The sequence below is a fragment of the Ideonella alba genome, assembly GCF_018069845.1.
GTDB classification, from domain to species: domain Bacteria; phylum Pseudomonadota; class Gammaproteobacteria; order Burkholderiales; family Burkholderiaceae_C; genus Ideonella; species Ideonella alba.
Genome location: NZ_JAGQDD010000001.1, coordinates 801,720 through 816,672 on the forward strand (window position 1 = coordinate 801,720; position 14,953 = coordinate 816,672).

Consider the following 14,953-nt stretch of genomic DNA (forward strand, 5'->3'; position numbering starts at 1 on the left):
TCGCCGCTTCGCTACCATTGACGGCCATGCCTCCGTCCGTCCGACCGATCACCGACCCGGCCCTGTCGCCGCGCATGACCGATGCGCGCGCGCCGATGCTGCGCGAGATCGAGATCCTCGACGAGTACGGCGCGCGTCGGCGCATCCACATCCCGGCCGAGCGGCCGCTGACGGTGTTCGTCGACAAGCGCGAGCTGGTCACGCTGATGACGCTGGGCGCTTCGCCCGAGATGCTGGTGCTGGGCTACCTGCGCAACCAGCGCCTGGTGCCCGACCTGGCGGCGGTGGAGTCGATCACCGTGGATTGGGACGTGGGCGCCGCCGCCGTGCGCACCCGCGAGGGCATCGCCGACCTTGAGCAGCGCACCGCGCGCCGAGTGGTGACCACCGGCTGCGGCCAGGGCACGGTCTTCGGCGACCTGATGGACCAGGTGGGCGCGCTGCGCCTGCCCGGGCCCGAGCTGGCCCGCATCCGCCAGGGCACGCTGGCCGGCCTGCTGGAGGTCATCCGCCAGCAGGACAGCATCCACCGCAAGGCGGGCTCGGTGCACGGCTGTGCGCTGTTCCGCGGCACTGAACTGCTGTGCTTCGTCGAGGACGTGGGCCGACACAACGCGATCGACACCATCGCCGGCTGGATGTGGCTGCATGGCGTGGACGGCGCCGACAAGGTGTTCTACACCACCGGCCGCCTGACCAGCGAGATGGTCATGAAGGCCGCGCACATGGGCGTGCCCATCGTGGTGTCGCGCAACGGCGTCACCCACATGGGTCACGAGCTGGCCACGCGCCTGGGCATGACCCTGTTCGGCCGCGCTGCCAACAAGCACTTCCTGTGCTATTGCGGCGCCGAGCGCTTTGATTCGGAGCCCATCCCCGAGCCCGCGTCGGTGCGGGTGGTGGCGGGCGGCTGATCAGCCTGCGCTGCGGCGCGCGGCGTAGTCGACGAACCAGTCCACCGCGGCGGCATTGGCCATCGCGTCGCGGTTCATCACCTTCGCCGGGTCGGCGCCCAGCAGCAGCTTCTTGACCGGCAGCTCCATCTTCTTGCCCGACAGCGTGCGCGGGATGGCCGGCACCTGCAGCACCACATTGGGCACGTGGCGCGGCGACAGCGCCTCGCGGATCGTGGCCTTCAGGCGGGCCTGCAACGCGTCGTCCAGCACCGCGCCGTCGCGCAGCACCACGAAGAGGGGCATGAACGATTCGCGGCCCAGGTACTCCAGGTCGACCACCAGGCTGTCGAGCACCTCGGGCAGGGCTTCCACCGCGCGGTAGAGCTCGGCCGTGCCCATGCGCACGCCGTGGCGGTTGATGGTGGCGTCGCTGCGGCCGTAGATGATGGCGCCGGTGGCCCCGGCCTGCGGATGCGGCACCAGGCGGATCCAGTCGCCGTGGCGCCAGACGCCGGGGTACATGTCGAAGTAGCTGTCGTGCAGGCGCTGGCCGTCGGGGTCGTTCCACAGCCGCAGCGGCATTGAGGGCATCGGCGCGGTGCAGACCAGCTCGCCCACCTCGTCGACCAGCGCGCGGCCGCGGCCATCGGGGCCGGGTTCGCTCCAGGCTTCCACGCGGGCGCCCAGGCAGCGGCACTGCATCTCGCCGGCGGTGACCGGCAGCGTCGGCGCGCCGGCGATGAAGGCGCCGGCGAAATCGGTGCCGCCGCTGATGCAGGCGATCCAGATGTCGCGCCCGTCCACCTGCGGCAGCGCCTGCCAGATCCAGCGGTAGCCGTCTTCCGACAGCGGTGAGCCGGTCGAGCCCACCGCGCGCAGCGCCGACAGGTCGGCCTGCTGCTGCGGCTGCACGCCGGCCTTGGCGCAGCTGGCGTAGAAGGCCGCGCCGGCGCCGAAGAAGCTGCAGCGCGCCAGTGCCGCGAAGCGCCACAGCGTGGACCAGTCGGGCGCGCCCTGCGGCCCGCCGGGCGAACCATCGAACAGGCAGATCGTGGTGCCGCCCAGCAGGCCGGCCACCTGGCAGTTCCACATGATCCAGCCGGTGGAGCTGTACCAGTGGAAGCGGTCACCGGTGTCGGCGCTCGGGCCGATGTCGTTGTGCAGCACGCCCAGCTTCAGCGCCTCCAGCACGATGCCGCCGTGGCCGTGCACGATGGGCTTGGGCAGGCCGGTGGTGCCGCTGGAATACACCACCCACAGCGGGTGGTCGAAGGGCAGCCAGGCGGGCGCCAGGGTCTCGGTGCTGCTGGTCAGCGCAGCCCAGTCGTGCAGCGTGGCCGCGCTGCCGTCGGGCATCGCCAGCGCCTGGCCCAGCAGCGGCACCTGCACCACCTGGCGCAGCGTGGGCAGCGCCGCCACCAGCTCGGCCACCACCGCACGGCGGTCATGGGTGACGCCGCCGAAGGTGTAGCCGTCGGTGGCGATCAGCACCGCCGGCTCGATCTGCCGGAAGCGGTCGAGCACCGCCACCGGGCCCATGTCGGGCGAGCAGACCGACCAGATCGCGCCGATGCTGGCGCAGGCCAGGAAGGCGATGGCGGTCTCGGGCCGGTTGGGCAGGTAGGCCACGACCCGGTCGCCCGGGCCCACGCCCAGACGCGTCAGCGACGCGGCCACCGTGCCCACCTGGCGGCGCAGCTCGGGCCAGGACAGCGTGTGCACCGCGCCTGCCGCCAGCCCGGCTTCGTCGGTCCAGACGATCGCCGGGTGACCGGCGGCGTGGGCGGCATCGGCACGGCGCAGCGCCTGCTGCGCGTAGTTGACCTGCGCCCCCGGAAACCAGCGCGCACCGGGCATGCGGGCGTCGGCCAGCACCGCGGTGTGCGGTGTGGGCGACTGGATGTCGAAGTACGCCCAGATCGCCTGCCAGAAGCCGGGCAGGTCGTCGACCGACCACTGCCACAGCGCGTCGTAGCTGGGAAACGCCAGGCCGCGCGTGGTTTGCAGCCAGTGCTGGAAGCGGGTGAGTTGGGCGCTCGTCATCCCCTCAGGCTAGGGCCGCGGCCAGCAAGCCGCCATTGGGGCGAGCACGCGTCGCCAGTGCGACACTCGGTCCATGACCACCTGCCTGGTGCTGCTGCGCGGCGTGAATGTCGGCCCCGCCAAGCGGGTGCCGATGGCCGAGCTGCGCACGCTGCTGGGCGAACTGGGCGGCGAGCGGGTGGCCACGCTGCTCAACAGCGGCAACGCGGTGGCCGACTGGCCCCGCGCCCGGCCGGGCACGCTGGCGCCGCGGATCTCGGCGGCGCTGCGGCAGCGCTTCGGCTTCGACGTGCCCGTGGTGGTGAAGACGCTGGCCGAGGGCCAAGCCATCGCCGCCGGCATGCCCTGGCCCGAGCCGCCCGATCCCGCGCGCCTGGTGGTGGTGTTCACGGCCGATCAGGCCGACCTGGCCGCGCTGCACGCGGTCGACCCGCTGGTCGCGCCGGACGAGGCCTGGCACATCGGCGCGCAGGCCGCCTACCTGCACTGTGCCGGCGGCCTGCTGCAAAGCCGCGCGGCCGAAGCGCTGCTGGGCCGCGCCGGTGCGGCTGTGACCACGCGCAACTGGGCCACGGTGGGCAAGCTGCTGGCGCTGGCGCTGGCGCAGCGGAGCGATCGATGAGCCTGACGCTGCGGGATTGGCAGGCTCTGGACGACGCCGGCCTGGCTGCCTTGCACGCGCTGCAGATCGACCCGGCCCAGGTCGAGTTCGCTGGCACGCTGGAACGCGCGCTGGCCTCCTGCGCCAAAGGTCCGCCCGAGGACATCGTCGGGCTGGTGATCGAGCACGGTGGCACGGTCGTCGGCTTTGTCGTGCTGCAGCGCGCCAGTCGGCAACCGGAGTGGGCGCCAGAGGGCGCGGCGGCGGTGTCGGCGATGCGCATCGATCGCCACCGCCAGGGCCAGGGGCTGGGCCGCGCTGCGCTGGCGGCGGTGGACGACTGGCTGCGCCAGCACTGGCCGCAGGTGGCCCAGGTCGCGCTGAGTGTGGACGACGGCAACGCCGCGGGGCGACGGGCCTACGCGCTGGCCGGCTACACCGAGTGCGCGCCGGCCCGGCCGGGCCGCATCGGCCTGGTGAGGTTCCTGGCCAAGGCCCTGTGATCGGCCCCGGGTGCCTGGCGCCCCGGACTGCGCGTCATCCCGGATGGTCAGGCCGGGTGCTTGGCACCATGCTTGCATACAAGCAGTGTGAACATCACTCGCATGCACCAACACCCGGCATTCCACCCGCACCAGCGCCCCACCATGCACCAGGAACCCCACCATGGCACCGCGACAGGGCGCTGAAGCGCGCCGACCGGCACGCGCCGCCGCGCCAGCGGCCCCGGTTGCCAGCGCCGAGGCCAGCCGCCCGGACGCCAGCCGCCCAGATGCCATCGCCGACCGCATCGTCGACGCCATCCTGGCCGGCCGCCTGGCACCGGGCCAGCGCTTGGGCGAGCAGGCGCTGGCTGACCTGTTCGGCTGCAGCCGCACGCTGGTGCGCGAGGCCATGGCGCGGCTGTCGGCGCGCGGCATGGTCGAGGTCAATGCGCGGCGCGGCTGGTTCGTCGTGCAGCCCAGCCTGGACGAGGCGCGCGAGGCCTTCGGTGCCCGCCTGGCGCTGGAGACCGGCCTGCTGCACGGCCTGGAGGGTCCGCTGCCCAAGACCGCGCTGCGCCAGCTGAAGGACCACGTGGCGCGCGAGCGGGCGGCCATCCGTGCCGGCGACCCCGGCGAGCGCAGCTGGCTGCTGGGCGACTTCCATGTCTGCCTGGCCGAGTGTGCCGGCAATGGCCTGCTGGCCGACATCGTCAAGGACCTGACCGCCCGCACCACGCTGATTGCCACGCTCTACCAGAGCACCCACGCCGCCAGCGAGAGCTGCGCCGAGCATGCGCAGATCGTGGCGGCGCTGGAGGCCGGCGACCTGCCCGGCGCGATCGCGCTGCTGCGCGCCCACATCGGCAGCGTGGCCCGCCACCTGGGGCAGGACGCCGCCACCGACGACCCGCTGGCGCCGCTGCGCACCGCGCTGGCCCTGCAGCCTGACACACCGCCGCCGCCTGCGCGCCCGCGCCGCCGCCGCGCCCTGTTCACCGATCTTGTTCCCCCCGTCCCACCCCGTCCGGAGTCCTGACACCATGCAACGCCGCCACACCCTGATCGCCCTGGCCACCGCCCTGGCCTCCACCCTGGCCACTACGCTGCCGCTGAGCGCACAGGCCGACACGCTCGACGACATCCTCGCGCGCAAACAGATCAACATCGCCGTGCCCACCGACTTCCCGCCCTACGGCATGGTCGGCACCGACCTGAAGCCGCAGGGCCTGGACATCGACATGGCCAACCTGATCGGCGCCAGGCTGGGGGTCAAGGTGGAGCTGGTGCCGGTGACCAGCGCCAACCGCATTCCCTACCTGCAGACGCGCAAGGCCGACCTGGTGATCAGCACGCTGGGCAAGAACCCCGAGCGCGCCGCGGTGATCGACTTCACGGTCGCCTACTCGCCCTTCTTCCAGGCGGTGTTCGCGGCCAAGAGCGTCAGCATCAAGGGCGCGGCCGACCTGGCCGGCAAGACCGTGGCCGTCACCCGCGGCGCGATCGAGGACATGGAGCTGACCAAGATCGCCCCGGCCAGCGCCGACATCAAGCGCTTCGAGGACAACAACACCACGGTGTCGGCCTTCGTCTCGGGTCAGGTGCAGGTGATTGCCACCGGCGCCTCGGTGGCTGGCGCGCTGATCGCCCGCCACCCCGAGCTGGCCACCGAGTTCAAGTTCGTGCTGAAGGACTCGCCGAACTTCATCGGCGTGTCCAAGGGCGAGGACAAGCTGCGCCTGAAGGTCAACGAGATCATCGCCGCCGCCAAGGCCAGCGGCGAGCTCGACAAGATGGCCGTCAAGTGGCTGGGCCGCCCGGCCGGCGAGCTGCCGCAATGAGCGCCTGGCGGCGAGCAACGGGGCGGACGCGATGATCCAGCTCGACTTCATGGCCGTGCTGTCGCAGTGGCCGGCGCTGCTGCGCGGCGCCGCCTTCACGCTGGGCCTGAGCGCGGTGGCTGCGGTGCTGGGCGTGGCCCTGGGCGTGGCCTGCGGCTGGGTGCGCAGCCAGGGGCCGCGCGCCGGGGCGCTGCTGGTGTCGGCCTATGTGGAGCTGATCCGCAACACGCCCTTCATCGTGCAGCTGTTCTTCATCTTCTTCGGCCTGCCCAGCCTGGGCGTCAAGCTCAGCCCGGAATGGGCCAGCATCCTGGCGATGGTGATCAACCTGGGCGCCTACGCGGCCGAGATCGTGCGTGCCGGCATCGACACCACGCCGCGCGGCCAGATCGAGGCGGCACGCAGCCTGGCGCTGACCGAGTGGCAGGTCTTCACCCGCGTGGTGCTGCCGCCAGCGCTGGGCCGGGTGTGGCCGGCGCTGACCAGCCAGATCGTCATCGTGATGCTGGGCTCGGCGGTGTGCGGCCAGATCTCGGCGCAGGAGCTGAGCTACACCGCCAACCTGATCCAGAGCCGCAACTTCCGCGCCTTCGAGGCCTACATCGTCGCCACCGCCATCTACCTGGGCCTGTCGGTGGGTGTGCGGCAGCTGCTGAACTGGCTGGGCCCGCGGCTGATCTTCGGTCGCCTGCCCGCCGGGCATGGCGCTGCGCGCTGAAGGAGCCACCCGATGATCGACTTTTCCTTGTGGGACATCTTTCGCAACCTGCTGCTGGCGGCCCGCTGGACCGTGGGGCTGTCGCTGGTGGCCTTCGTCGGCGGCGGCCTGGTGGCGCTGGCGCTGCTGCTGGCGCGGCTGGCGCAGTGGCCGGGCGCGCCGCGCGCGGTGGCCGTGTACGTGCAGCTGTTCCAGGGCACGCCGCTGCTGATGCAGCTCTTCCTGGCCTACTTCGGGCTGGCGCTGGTGGGGCTGAACGTGTCGGCCTGGGTGGCGGCCAGCCTGGCGCTGACGCTCTACACCAGCGCCTTCCTGACCGAGATCTGGCGCGGCTGCGTCAACGCCGTGCCCAAGGGCCAGTGGGAGGCGGCCGACAGCCTGGCGCTGAGCTTCGGCGAGAAGATGCGCCACGTCATCGGCCCGCAGGCGCTGCGCATCGCGGTGCCGCCCACCGTGGGCTTTCTGGTGCAGGTGATCAAGGGCACGGCGCTGGCCTCGGTGATCGGCTTCATCGAGCTGACCAAGGCCGGCACGATGATCACCAACGCCACCTTCCGCCCCTTCACCGTCTACGCCTGCGTGGCGCTGCTGTATTTCGCGCTGTGCTGGCCAGTCTCGGCCGCCAGCCGCCGTCTGGAGAGGAGTTTCAAGCATGCCCACTGAGCCCATCGTCCGCATCGAGGCGCTGCGCAAGAGCTTTGGCAGCCACGAGGTGCTCAAGGGCATCGACCTGCAGGTGCAGCCCGGCGAGGTGATCGCCATCATCGGCAAGAGTGGCTCGGGCAAGAGCACCCTGCTGCGTTGCATCAACGGGCTGGAGGTGTTCCAGCAGGGCAGCCTGCTGGTCGACGGCCTGCCGCTGCGCCATGGCGATGCGCAGGCCATGCGCGCCTTGCGCCAGCACGTGGGCATGATCTTCCAGAACTTCAACCTCTTCCCGCACCTCAGCGTGGGCCGCAACGTGATGCTGGCGCCCACCCTGGTCAAGCAGACCGACGCCGCCGCCGCCGCCCAGCAGGCGCGCGCGCTGCTGGCCCGCGTGGGCCTGGCCGAGAAGTTCGACGCCTGGCCCGACCAGCTCTCGGGCGGCCAGCAGCAGCGCGTGGCCATCGCCCGCGCGCTGGCGATGGCGCCCAGCGTGATGCTGTGCGACGAGATCACCTCGGCGCTCGACCCCGAACTGGTGGGCGAGGTGCTGCGCGTGGTGGAGTCACTCGCCGACGAGGGCATGACGCTGCTGATGGTCACGCACGAGATGAACTTCGCCCGCAAGGTGGCCGACCGCGTGGTCTTCATGCACGCCGGCCGCATCCACGAGATGGGCCCGCCCGAGCAGCTGTTCGGCCAGCCGCAGACCGCCGAGCTGAAGCAGTTCCTGTCCGCGCTGCACTGAACCGGAAGCTTTCGGCGACCGGCCTGGCGCCGCCGTTCAACCGGCTCGCGTCAGGCGCACCGTGAACCAGAAGGTCGAGCCCTGGCCCGGCCGGCTGTCCAGCCCCATGCGGCCGCCCATCGCCTCGACCAGGCGCTTGCTGACAGCCAGGCCCAGGCCAGCGCCCTGGTGCGGCCGGGTCGAGCTGCCGTCGGCCTGCACGAAGGCGACGAACAGGCGGCGCTGGGTGGCCTCGTCGATGCCGGGGCCGGAATCGACCACGTCGCAGCGCAACTGCAGGGCCGCCGGGCCGTCGTCGCGCAGGCCCAGGCGCACCGAGACGCCCCCCTGGTCGGTGAACTTGACGGCGTTGCCGGCCAGGTTGCCCAGCACCTGCGCCAGGCGAGGGCCGTCGCCGACCACCGGGGTGTCGAGCAGGCCGGCGTCGGTGTCGACCGAAAAGCTCAGGTGCTTGTCGGCCGCGGCGGCCGCGGCCTGCTCCAGCACGTCGGACAGCACCTCGCCCAGGCGGAAGCGGCGCCGGTCCAGGGTCAGCTGGTCGTTCTGCAGCGCGGTGGCGTCCAGCAGGCTGGCGATCAGGTCGGCCAGGCGTTTCGACGAGACCTCGAGCATGCCCAGCAGGCGGGCCACCTCGGGCTCGGTGGTCTTCATCCGGGCCAGGGCGCCCATGCCCAGGATCCCGTTGAGCGGCGTGCGCAGCTCATGGCTCATGTTGGAGAGGAACTGCGACTTGGCGCGTGCCGCCGTCTCGGCCACCTCGTTGGCCTGCCGCAGCCGGGCCTCGCTGGCCCGCAGCGCCAACTCGGCCACCTTGCGGGCGGTGATGTCGATGTTCGACGCGCGGTGACCCAGGAAGCCCCCCTCGGCGTCAAACACCGGCTGGCAGACATGCGAGAGCCACAGGTCGTGGCCCTCGGCATGGCGGATGCGAAAGTCGAAGGCGGCGAAATCCCCGTCGGCCCGCGCGGTCGAGGCCATGTGCTGCTCGACGCGGGCCCGGTCCTCGGGGTGGACGATGCGCGTGAACAGCCCGCCGTCATGGATGAAGTCCTGGGCATCGCGGCCGGTGATGCGCTGGCACGACGGCGAGCAGTACAGCCAGCGGCCCTGCGGATCGTTCCAGGTCTCCCAGTTGGCGTTGTGGTCGGCCACGGTGCGGTACCGCAGTTCGGTCTCGGCCAGCTGGCGGGTGCGCTCCACCACGCGGTCCTCGAGGCTGCTGCGCTCGCGGGCCAGCGCCTGCATCGCTCGCAGGCGGCCACGCCGGTTCACCAGCAGGCCGCCGATCAGCACCGCCTGCAGGACCAGCAGCAGCAGCGCGCCGATGATCTCGAGCCGGTGTTCGCGCCACACCGAGAACGCCTGGAAGCGCAGGTCGGCGTCGGCTGGCAGGCGCTCAGCGCTCAGCCCCCAGCGGGCCAGCTGGCGCGCGTCAAAGGCCAGCGTGGCCTGAGCCGTCTGCTGGCGAGGCGACGGCGCAGCCGAGGCCACCGAGGACGGTGGCCGGGCGGCACGCACCGCCTCCTGCAGCAATTGCCGGCCCACCCCTTGCGGCACGGTGACATAGCCGCCCAAGGCGCCGCGTCCGATCATCGGGTCCCAGAACGAGTAGATCGGCACCTGACTGGTCTGGGCGATCCGGGACAGCGCCAAGGCCGGCGGCAGCGGCTCGCCCTTGTCATCGCTGAACACCAGGCCATAGAAGGCCACGGCCCGCTCCTGCGCCGGTACCGCGGCCAGGCGGTGAGCGATGGGGGTCAGGCCCGGACTGTCCAGGCGTTCGACCTGCAGGCCGGGCCGCGTGTGCAGCAGCGCCTGCATGGCGTCCAGCGTGGACTGCGATTCCGGCGCGGGGCCGCCGATCAGGTAGACCCGTGTCGGCTGGTGCAGGCGCAGGGCCAGGTCGATCGTCTCGGCCAGCCGGGTCTCGACCGTGACCTCGGCCGCCAGCTGGGTATCCAGCGGCCGGCCCTGGCCCTCGAGCATGGCCACCACCGGCACGCCGTCCAGGGCGGCGGCCAGGTGGCGCTGCTGGAACTGCACCGCGGGCAGGGACTCGGCGATGATGACATCGGGCCGGCGCGCCTGGTAGCGCGCCAGGATCAGGCGCGCACGGTCGGCGTTCAGTGCGGGCGAATCGGCGCGCTGCTGGTCCAGCAGTTGCAGATCCAGCGACACGGGCTGGCCGGCGGCCTCGTCGAGCAGGCCGTTCAGCACGGCGCGCGTCCAGGGCAGCTGGGCGTGGTAGGACAGCAGCACCAGCACCTGCAGGGGGGGTGCCTCCTGGGCGCGGGCCGCGCCGGCGGACAGGGTCCAGGCCAGACTGGCGAGCAGCCACGCGGCGAGCTGCGCCCGCCAGTGGCGGCGGGTCAGGGCGGGGCCAGGGCGGTGGCTCGGCATGGCGTCAGCCTAGCGCGCTGGCTGGCGAACGCAAGGGCGAAAAGGGCGGTGATCGCCGCCTGTCGGGCGTGCCTGCCTGGGGGTGGCGGGCGGTCTGCCACCGTCTGACGCCAGGAACCTTTCGAAGCGGCCGTGGTCATTCCGCCCGCAACATCGGTTTTCTCGAAGGGGGACCCTCATGCTCAACTACCGCCACCTCCACTATTTCTGGGTCGTCGCCAAGGAGGGCGGCTTTGCGCGCGCGGCCGCGCGCCTGGACATGGCGGTGCAGACCATCAGCGCCCAGGTGCGCGAGCTGGAGAAATCCCTGGGGCACCAGCTGCTCAAGCCCTCGGGCCGCGGCGTTGCGCTGACCGAGGCGGGCCAGGCGGCGTTCGCGCGGGCGGAGGAGATCTTCCAGCTCGGCCAGCAGCTGCCCGACGAGGTGCGCGAGGCGGTGGTCGGGCCGGTCGCGCGGCTGTCGGTGGGGCTGTCGGACGGGCTGTCCAAGCTGGCTGCGCACGCGCTGCTTGAACCCGTGCTGGATACGCCGCGCCTGCGCCTGGTCTGCCACGAGGGCGAGGTGGAGCAGCTGCTGGGCGAGCTCGCGCTGCACCACCTGGACCTGGTGCTGGCCGGCCAGGCCGCGCCGCGCAACCCCAATCTGCGCCTCAGCAGCGAGCTGCTGGTCGACGCGCCGGTGGAGTGGTACGGTCCGGCCCAGTGGGTGGGGCGCAGCCAGCGCGAGCACTTCCCGCAGTGTCTGGCCGATCTGCCGGTGCTGCTGCCGACCAGCCACTCCGCGCTGCGCCTGACGCTGGAGCTGTGGTTCGACACCCTGGGCCTGCGGCCCACCGTGGTCGGCGAGTTCGAGGACAGCGCGCTGCTGGCGGTGTTCGCCGCGCGCGGCCTGGGCGTGTTCCCGGTGAGCCGCCTGGGCGCCGATGACATCGGCCTGATGCGCGGCCTGCGCCTGCTGGGGCGCAGCGAAGGCGTGAAGGAAGAAATCCACGCAATCCGCTCGCGCCGCGGCCAGCACCATCCGCTGGTGCAGAAGGTCCTGGCGGCGGCGCGGGCGCGCTGAGGCCGGCGGCGGCTCAGGCCGCCATCAGCAGCGGCACCGGCTGCTCCGACAGCCGCCACTGGCGCCGCGCCGCGGACACCAGCATGGCTTCGGCGTCGGCCAGGTGCTGGTCGGCCTCGGCCGCGGCGGCGGCCAGGTGCAGGGTGGCGGACTGCAGTGTCGGATCGTCCACCTCGGCCAGCAGCGACGCCAGCGTGGGCTCATCCACGCTGCACATCATCGAGCCACCGGCGTAGGCGCCGGCCAGCAGGTCCTCGCACATCGTGTGCACCACCTGCGCGAACTGACCCGGCGCCAGGCCCAGCGTGGGCTCGATCTGCAGGCGCTGCAGGGTGTCGATCTCGGAGCGGCAGACGTGGCCGTCGGCGATCAGGACCAGCGCGACGATACGCGCGGCGGCTTCGGGGCTGTTGCGGGGATAGCTGCGCATGGTGTCACTCCAGAAGGGTCGCGGTGGGCGTCCGGCCCGGGATGGGCCGCAGAGCGCTCACCGCGATGAAGGGCAATGTGGGGGGTGACACCCATCGGTCAAAGCATTGTTTTGCAGACGTTCATTCAGAGAAAACCGAATCATGGCTGACCCGGAGGCGGCGCTTGAAATCCGCCAGCCGGCACTGATCTGCCCCGCCACTGACTGTTCACCACCGGGAGCCGACGACATGAGCAAGCACCTCGACGACCTGCTGGACCGCATCCGTGCGCTGCAGGAGGATGTGGAGGAGGAATACCGCCAGCAGCGCGAGGACTGGCAGGCCCGGCGCGCCCAGCTGGCCGGCGAGTGGGCGTCCCAGCAGCGACGCTACAAGGTGGGCCTGTGGCGCTTCCTGCGCCGCTCCAGCCTGCTGGCCATCCTGACCGCGCCGGTGATCTACCTGGGCTGGATCCCCTTCCTGCTGATGGACCTGTTCGTCACCGTCTACCAGGCGATCTGCTTTCCGGTCTACCGCATCCCCAAGGTGCGCCGCTCGGACTACCTGGTCTTCGACCGTGAGGACCTGCCCTACCTGAACGCGATCGAGAAGTTCAACTGCTTCTACTGCTCGTACGGCAACGGCGTGGCCGCCTACACCCGCGAGGTGGCGGCGCGCACCGAGCAGTACTGGTGCCCGATCAAGCATGCCCGCCGCATCCGCGCGGCCCATGAGCGCTACCCGCGCTTCTTCGAGCACGGCGACGCCGAGGCCTTCCGCCAGGGACTGGCGCGCCTGCGTCGCCAGTACGGCGACGACCCGCCCCGATCGCCGGACTGAGGCGGCTTCCTGCTTCGGTTTTCTCGAAGCTTCATTCACGCTGCTGCTGCTTTTTCAGACCATGACCCGGCATCAGACTGGGTCCACCTCAAGGAGACCTGCCATGCAAGTGCTGTTCAGAACCCGTCACCCCCAGGCCCAGGCGCTGCGCGAGCTGGCCGAGCGCCGGGTCCGCTTCGTGCTGCGCCGCCTGTCCTGGCTGGTGCCGCGCGCTGACGTGCAGCTGTCCGACCTCAACGGCCCGCGCGGCGGCGTCGACAAGCGCTGCCAGATCGAGCTGCGCACCGACGGCCAGGGCCCGGTGGTGGTGACCTCGGTCGCCCAGGACTGGCGCACCGCGCTGGACCTGGCCCTGGCCCGCGCCGCCCGATTCCTGCTGCGGCTGCGCAACCGCGGTGCGGCACCACGCCGCCTGCCGCGCGCCGCCGCCGAAGCTTCCCTGTGATCCACCCCACCCCCCAAGGAGCCGACACCATGGACTCGATGAGTTCCGCCACCACCTCCCGCCTGCCAATGGCCGGTGCGGGTGCCGCCGGCCTGCCTGCCGAGCGTCGCCGCGTGCTGCGCAACACCTATGCCCTGTTGTCGATGACGCTGCTGTTCAGCGCCGCGGTGGCCGGGATGGGCGTGGCCTTTCAGTGGCCCGCTCCGGGCGTGCTGCTGACGCTGGCGGGCTACTTCGGCCTGCTGTTCGCGGTCTACAAGCTGCGCAACAGCGGCTGGGCGCTGCCGGCGGTGTTCGCGCTGACCGGCTTCATGGGCTACACGCTGGGCCCCTTGCTGGCGCGCTCGCTGTCGCTGCCCGGTGGTGCCCAGACCGTGATGCTGGCGCTGGGTGCGACCGGCATCACCTTCCTGGCGATGTCGGCCTGGGCGCTGAGCAGCAAGCGTGATTTCAGCGCGATGGGCGGCTTCCTGTTCGCCGGCATGGTGATCGCGCTGCTGGCCGGTCTGGCGGCGTTCTTCCTGCAGATCCCGGCGCTGGCCCTGGCGGTGTCGGCGATGGTGGCGCTGCTGTCGGCCGGCCTGATCCTGGTCGAGACCAGCCGCATCGTGCACGGCGGCGAGACCAACTACGTGATGGCCACGGTGGGCCTGTACGTCTCGCTGTTCAACCTGTTCACCAGCCTGCTGAGCCTGTTCGGCTTCGGCGGCTCGCAGGAGTAAGTCTCACAGCGCTGCGGCGATCGCCTCGCCCAGCGCCGTGGTGCTGGCCGCGCCGCCCAGGTCGGGTGTGCGCGGCCCGTTGCGCAGCACCGCCTCGATCGCCGCCACGATGGCGTCATGGGCGGCGCGCTCGCCCAGGAAATCCAGCATCAGGGCCGCCGACCAGACCATCGCGATCGGGTTGGCGATGTTGCGGCCGAAGATGTCCGGCGCCGAGCCGTGCACCGGCTCGAACAGGCTGGGAAAACGCCGCTCGGGGTTCAGGTTGGCCGACGGCGCCAGGCCGATCGTGCCGGTGCAGGCCGGACCCAGGTCCGAGAGGATGTCGCCGAACAGGTTGGTGGCCACCACCACGTCGAAGCGCTGCGGTTGCAGCACGAAGCGGGCGCTGAGGATGTCGATGTGCTGCTTGTCCACCGTGACCTGCGGGTACTCGGCGCCAATGCGCTCGGCCAGCGCATCCCACCACGGCATGCTGATCGCGATGCCATTGCTCTTGGTGGCCACGGTCAGGTGGCGACGGGGCCGGTGCATGGCCTGCTCGAAGGCATAGCGCAGCACGCGCTCGGAGCCCACGCGGCTGAACACCGACTCCTGGATCACGATCTCGCGCTCGGTGCCCTCGAACATGATGCCGCCGAGCTTGGTGTACTCGCCCTCGGTGTTCTCGCGCACGATCAGCATGTCGATCTCGCCGGGGCGGCGGTTCGCCAGCGGGCAGGGCACGCCCTCGAACAAGCGCGCCGGGCGCAGGTTGATGTACTGGTCGAACTCGCGGCGGAACTTGAGCAGCGAGCCCCACAGCGAGATGTGGTCGGGCACCGTGGCCGGCCAGCCCACGGCGCCGAAGAGGATCGCGTCCACCCCCTGCAACTGCGCTTTCCAGTCGGCGGGCATCATCTCGCCATGGGCCTGGTACCAGTCGCAGCTGGCCCAGGGGATCTCCCGCAGATCAAGCGCAAAGCCGAAGCGCTGGGCGGCGCTGCGCAGCGTGCGCAGCGCCTCGGGCATCACTTCCTGGCCGATGCCGTCTCCGGGGATCACGGCGATGCGGTGGGTGCGGGTCATGGTCAGGTCCGAGCGTGGGGATGGAGGTGAT

At 71.5% G+C, this 14,953-nt stretch carries 16 protein-coding genes; 12 read left to right on the forward strand and 4 right to left on the reverse strand.

The window, feature by feature from the left end; all coding sequences use genetic code 11:
• Positions 1-26: 26 nt before the first annotated feature.
• The gene (locus tag KAK03_RS03505) at positions 27-914 is read left to right on the forward strand and encodes a formate dehydrogenase accessory sulfurtransferase FdhD (RefSeq protein WP_210851777.1); all 888 of its coding nucleotides are present in this window, start codon (positions 27-29) and stop codon (positions 912-914) included.
• Here the strand turns inward: KAK03_RS03505 and KAK03_RS03510 are convergent, their stop codons facing one another.
• Positions 915-2,939: an acetoacetate--CoA ligase gene (locus KAK03_RS03510; protein WP_210851778.1), complete on the reverse strand. Its 2,025-nt coding sequence runs from the start codon at positions 2,937-2,939 to the stop codon at positions 915-917.
• A 73-nt stretch (positions 2,940-3,012) separates the two neighbouring features.
• Here KAK03_RS03510 and KAK03_RS03515 point away from each other — a divergent pair, with 73 nt between their 5' ends.
• The 7 genes from KAK03_RS03515 (at position 3,013) to KAK03_RS03545 (ending at position 7,974) form a co-directional block, all read left to right on the forward strand.
• On the forward strand, positions 3,013-3,561 hold the full coding sequence (locus tag KAK03_RS03515; RefSeq protein WP_210851779.1) for a DUF1697 domain-containing protein: 549 nt from the start codon (positions 3,013-3,015) through the stop codon (positions 3,559-3,561).
• Positions 3,558-4,043 carry a GNAT family N-acetyltransferase gene (locus KAK03_RS03520; RefSeq protein ID WP_210851780.1) on the forward strand — a complete coding sequence of 162 codons (486 nt, stop codon included), beginning with the start codon at positions 3,558-3,560 and terminating at the stop codon, positions 4,041-4,043. The genes KAK03_RS03515 and KAK03_RS03520 overlap by 4 nt, the downstream gene beginning before the upstream one ends.
• 163 nt (positions 4,044-4,206) lie before the next feature.
• Entirely contained in the window at positions 4,207-5,061 is an 855-nt protein-coding gene (locus KAK03_RS03525; protein ID WP_210851781.1) for a GntR family transcriptional regulator, read from the forward strand.
• A 4-nt stretch (positions 5,062-5,065) separates the two neighbouring features.
• Positions 5,066-5,863 carry a transporter substrate-binding domain-containing protein gene (locus KAK03_RS03530; RefSeq protein WP_210851782.1) on the forward strand — a complete coding sequence of 266 codons (798 nt, stop codon included), beginning with the start codon at positions 5,066-5,068 and terminating at the stop codon, positions 5,861-5,863.
• A gap of 31 nt (positions 5,864-5,894) precedes the next feature.
• Positions 5,895-6,581 (forward strand): amino acid ABC transporter permease, encoded by a 687-nt coding sequence (locus KAK03_RS03535; RefSeq protein ID WP_210800240.1) that lies wholly within the window; start codon positions 5,895-5,897, stop codon positions 6,579-6,581.
• Between the two features lie 12 nt (positions 6,582-6,593).
• Positions 6,594-7,244: an amino acid ABC transporter permease gene (locus KAK03_RS03540; RefSeq protein ID WP_210851783.1), complete on the forward strand. Its 651-nt coding sequence runs from the start codon at positions 6,594-6,596 to the stop codon at positions 7,242-7,244.
• Entirely contained in the window at positions 7,234-7,974 is a 741-nt protein-coding gene (locus KAK03_RS03545; protein ID WP_247660875.1) for an amino acid ABC transporter ATP-binding protein, read from the forward strand. The genes KAK03_RS03540 and KAK03_RS03545 overlap by 11 nt, the downstream gene beginning before the upstream one ends.
• Positions 7,975-8,010: 36 nt before the next feature.
• On the opposite strand, the gene KAK03_RS03550 is transcribed toward KAK03_RS03545, so the two are convergent.
• Complete coding sequence (locus KAK03_RS03550; protein ID WP_210851784.1) at positions 8,011-10,374, reverse strand: sensor histidine kinase; 2,364 nt, start codon at positions 10,372-10,374, stop codon at positions 8,011-8,013.
• Positions 10,375-10,552: 178 nt separating this feature from the next.
• Here KAK03_RS03550 and KAK03_RS03555 point away from each other — a divergent pair, with 178 nt between their 5' ends.
• Positions 10,553-11,437 carry a LysR family transcriptional regulator gene (locus tag KAK03_RS03555; RefSeq protein ID WP_210851785.1) on the forward strand — a complete coding sequence of 295 codons (885 nt, stop codon included), beginning with the start codon at positions 10,553-10,555 and terminating at the stop codon, positions 11,435-11,437.
• Positions 11,438-11,450: 13 nt separating this feature from the next.
• On the opposite strand, the gene KAK03_RS03560 is transcribed toward KAK03_RS03555, so the two are convergent.
• Positions 11,451-11,867, reverse strand: a complete 417-nt coding sequence (locus tag KAK03_RS03560; protein ID WP_210800243.1) for a TerB family tellurite resistance protein — start codon at positions 11,865-11,867, stop codon at positions 11,451-11,453.
• Positions 11,868-12,096: 229 nt separating this feature from the next.
• Here KAK03_RS03560 and KAK03_RS03565 point away from each other — a divergent pair, with 229 nt between their 5' ends.
• From KAK03_RS03565 to KAK03_RS03575, 3 genes are all read left to right on the forward strand, one after another.
• A complete protein-coding gene (locus tag KAK03_RS03565; protein ID WP_210851786.1) occupies positions 12,097-12,687 on the forward strand; it encodes a hypothetical protein in 591 nt (196 codons plus the stop codon).
• A gap of 103 nt (positions 12,688-12,790) precedes the next feature.
• Positions 12,791-13,132 carry an HPF/RaiA family ribosome-associated protein gene (locus KAK03_RS03570; RefSeq protein ID WP_210851787.1) on the forward strand — a complete coding sequence of 114 codons (342 nt, stop codon included), beginning with the start codon at positions 12,791-12,793 and terminating at the stop codon, positions 13,130-13,132.
• Positions 13,133-13,170: 38 nt separating this feature from the next.
• The gene (locus KAK03_RS03575) at positions 13,171-13,854 is read left to right on the forward strand and encodes a Bax inhibitor-1/YccA family protein (protein WP_247660876.1); all 684 of its coding nucleotides are present in this window, start codon (positions 13,171-13,173) and stop codon (positions 13,852-13,854) included.
• Between the two features lie 3 nt (positions 13,855-13,857).
• On the opposite strand, the gene KAK03_RS03580 is transcribed toward KAK03_RS03575, so the two are convergent.
• The gene (locus KAK03_RS03580; protein WP_210851788.1) at positions 13,858-14,922 is read right to left on the reverse strand and encodes a tartrate dehydrogenase; all 1,065 of its coding nucleotides are present in this window, start codon (positions 14,920-14,922) and stop codon (positions 13,858-13,860) included.
• Positions 14,923-14,953: the final 31 nt, after the last annotated feature.

Coding starts and splice junctions, on each gene's coding strand:
- KAK03_RS03535 (WP_210800240.1), top strand. CDS start 5,895: ATGATCCAGCTCGACTTCATGGCCGTGCTGTCGCAGTGGCCGGCGCTG.
- KAK03_RS03540 (WP_210851783.1), top strand. CDS start 6,594: ATGATCGACTTTTCCTTGTGGGACATCTTTCGCAACCTGCTGCTGGCG.
- KAK03_RS03545 (WP_247660875.1), top strand. CDS start 7,234: ATGCCCACTGAGCCCATCGTCCGCATCGAGGCGCTGCGCAAGAGCTTT.
- KAK03_RS03555 (WP_210851785.1), top strand. CDS start 10,553: ATGCTCAACTACCGCCACCTCCACTATTTCTGGGTCGTCGCCAAGGAG.
- KAK03_RS03560 (WP_210800243.1), bottom strand. CDS start 11,867: ATGCGCAGCTATCCCCGCAACAGCCCCGAAGCCGCCGCGCGTATCGTC.
- KAK03_RS03510 (WP_210851778.1), bottom strand. CDS start 2,939: ATGACGAGCGCCCAACTCACCCGCTTCCAGCACTGGCTGCAAACCACG.
- KAK03_RS03515 (WP_210851779.1), top strand. CDS start 3,013: ATGACCACCTGCCTGGTGCTGCTGCGCGGCGTGAATGTCGGCCCCGCC.
- KAK03_RS03525 (WP_210851781.1), top strand. CDS start 4,207: ATGGCACCGCGACAGGGCGCTGAAGCGCGCCGACCGGCACGCGCCGCC.
- KAK03_RS03530 (WP_210851782.1), top strand. CDS start 5,066: ATGCAACGCCGCCACACCCTGATCGCCCTGGCCACCGCCCTGGCCTCC.
- KAK03_RS03520 (WP_210851780.1), top strand. CDS start 3,558: ATGAGCCTGACGCTGCGGGATTGGCAGGCTCTGGACGACGCCGGCCTG.
- KAK03_RS03505 (WP_210851777.1), top strand. CDS start 27: ATGCCTCCGTCCGTCCGACCGATCACCGACCCGGCCCTGTCGCCGCGC.
- KAK03_RS03570 (WP_210851787.1), top strand. CDS start 12,791: ATGCAAGTGCTGTTCAGAACCCGTCACCCCCAGGCCCAGGCGCTGCGC.
- KAK03_RS03550 (WP_210851784.1), bottom strand. CDS start 10,374: ATGCCGAGCCACCGCCCTGGCCCCGCCCTGACCCGCCGCCACTGGCGG.
- KAK03_RS03575 (WP_247660876.1), top strand. CDS start 13,171: ATGAGTTCCGCCACCACCTCCCGCCTGCCAATGGCCGGTGCGGGTGCC.
- KAK03_RS03580 (WP_210851788.1), bottom strand. CDS start 14,922: ATGACCCGCACCCACCGCATCGCCGTGATCCCCGGAGACGGCATCGGC.
- KAK03_RS03565 (WP_210851786.1), top strand. CDS start 12,097: ATGAGCAAGCACCTCGACGACCTGCTGGACCGCATCCGTGCGCTGCAG.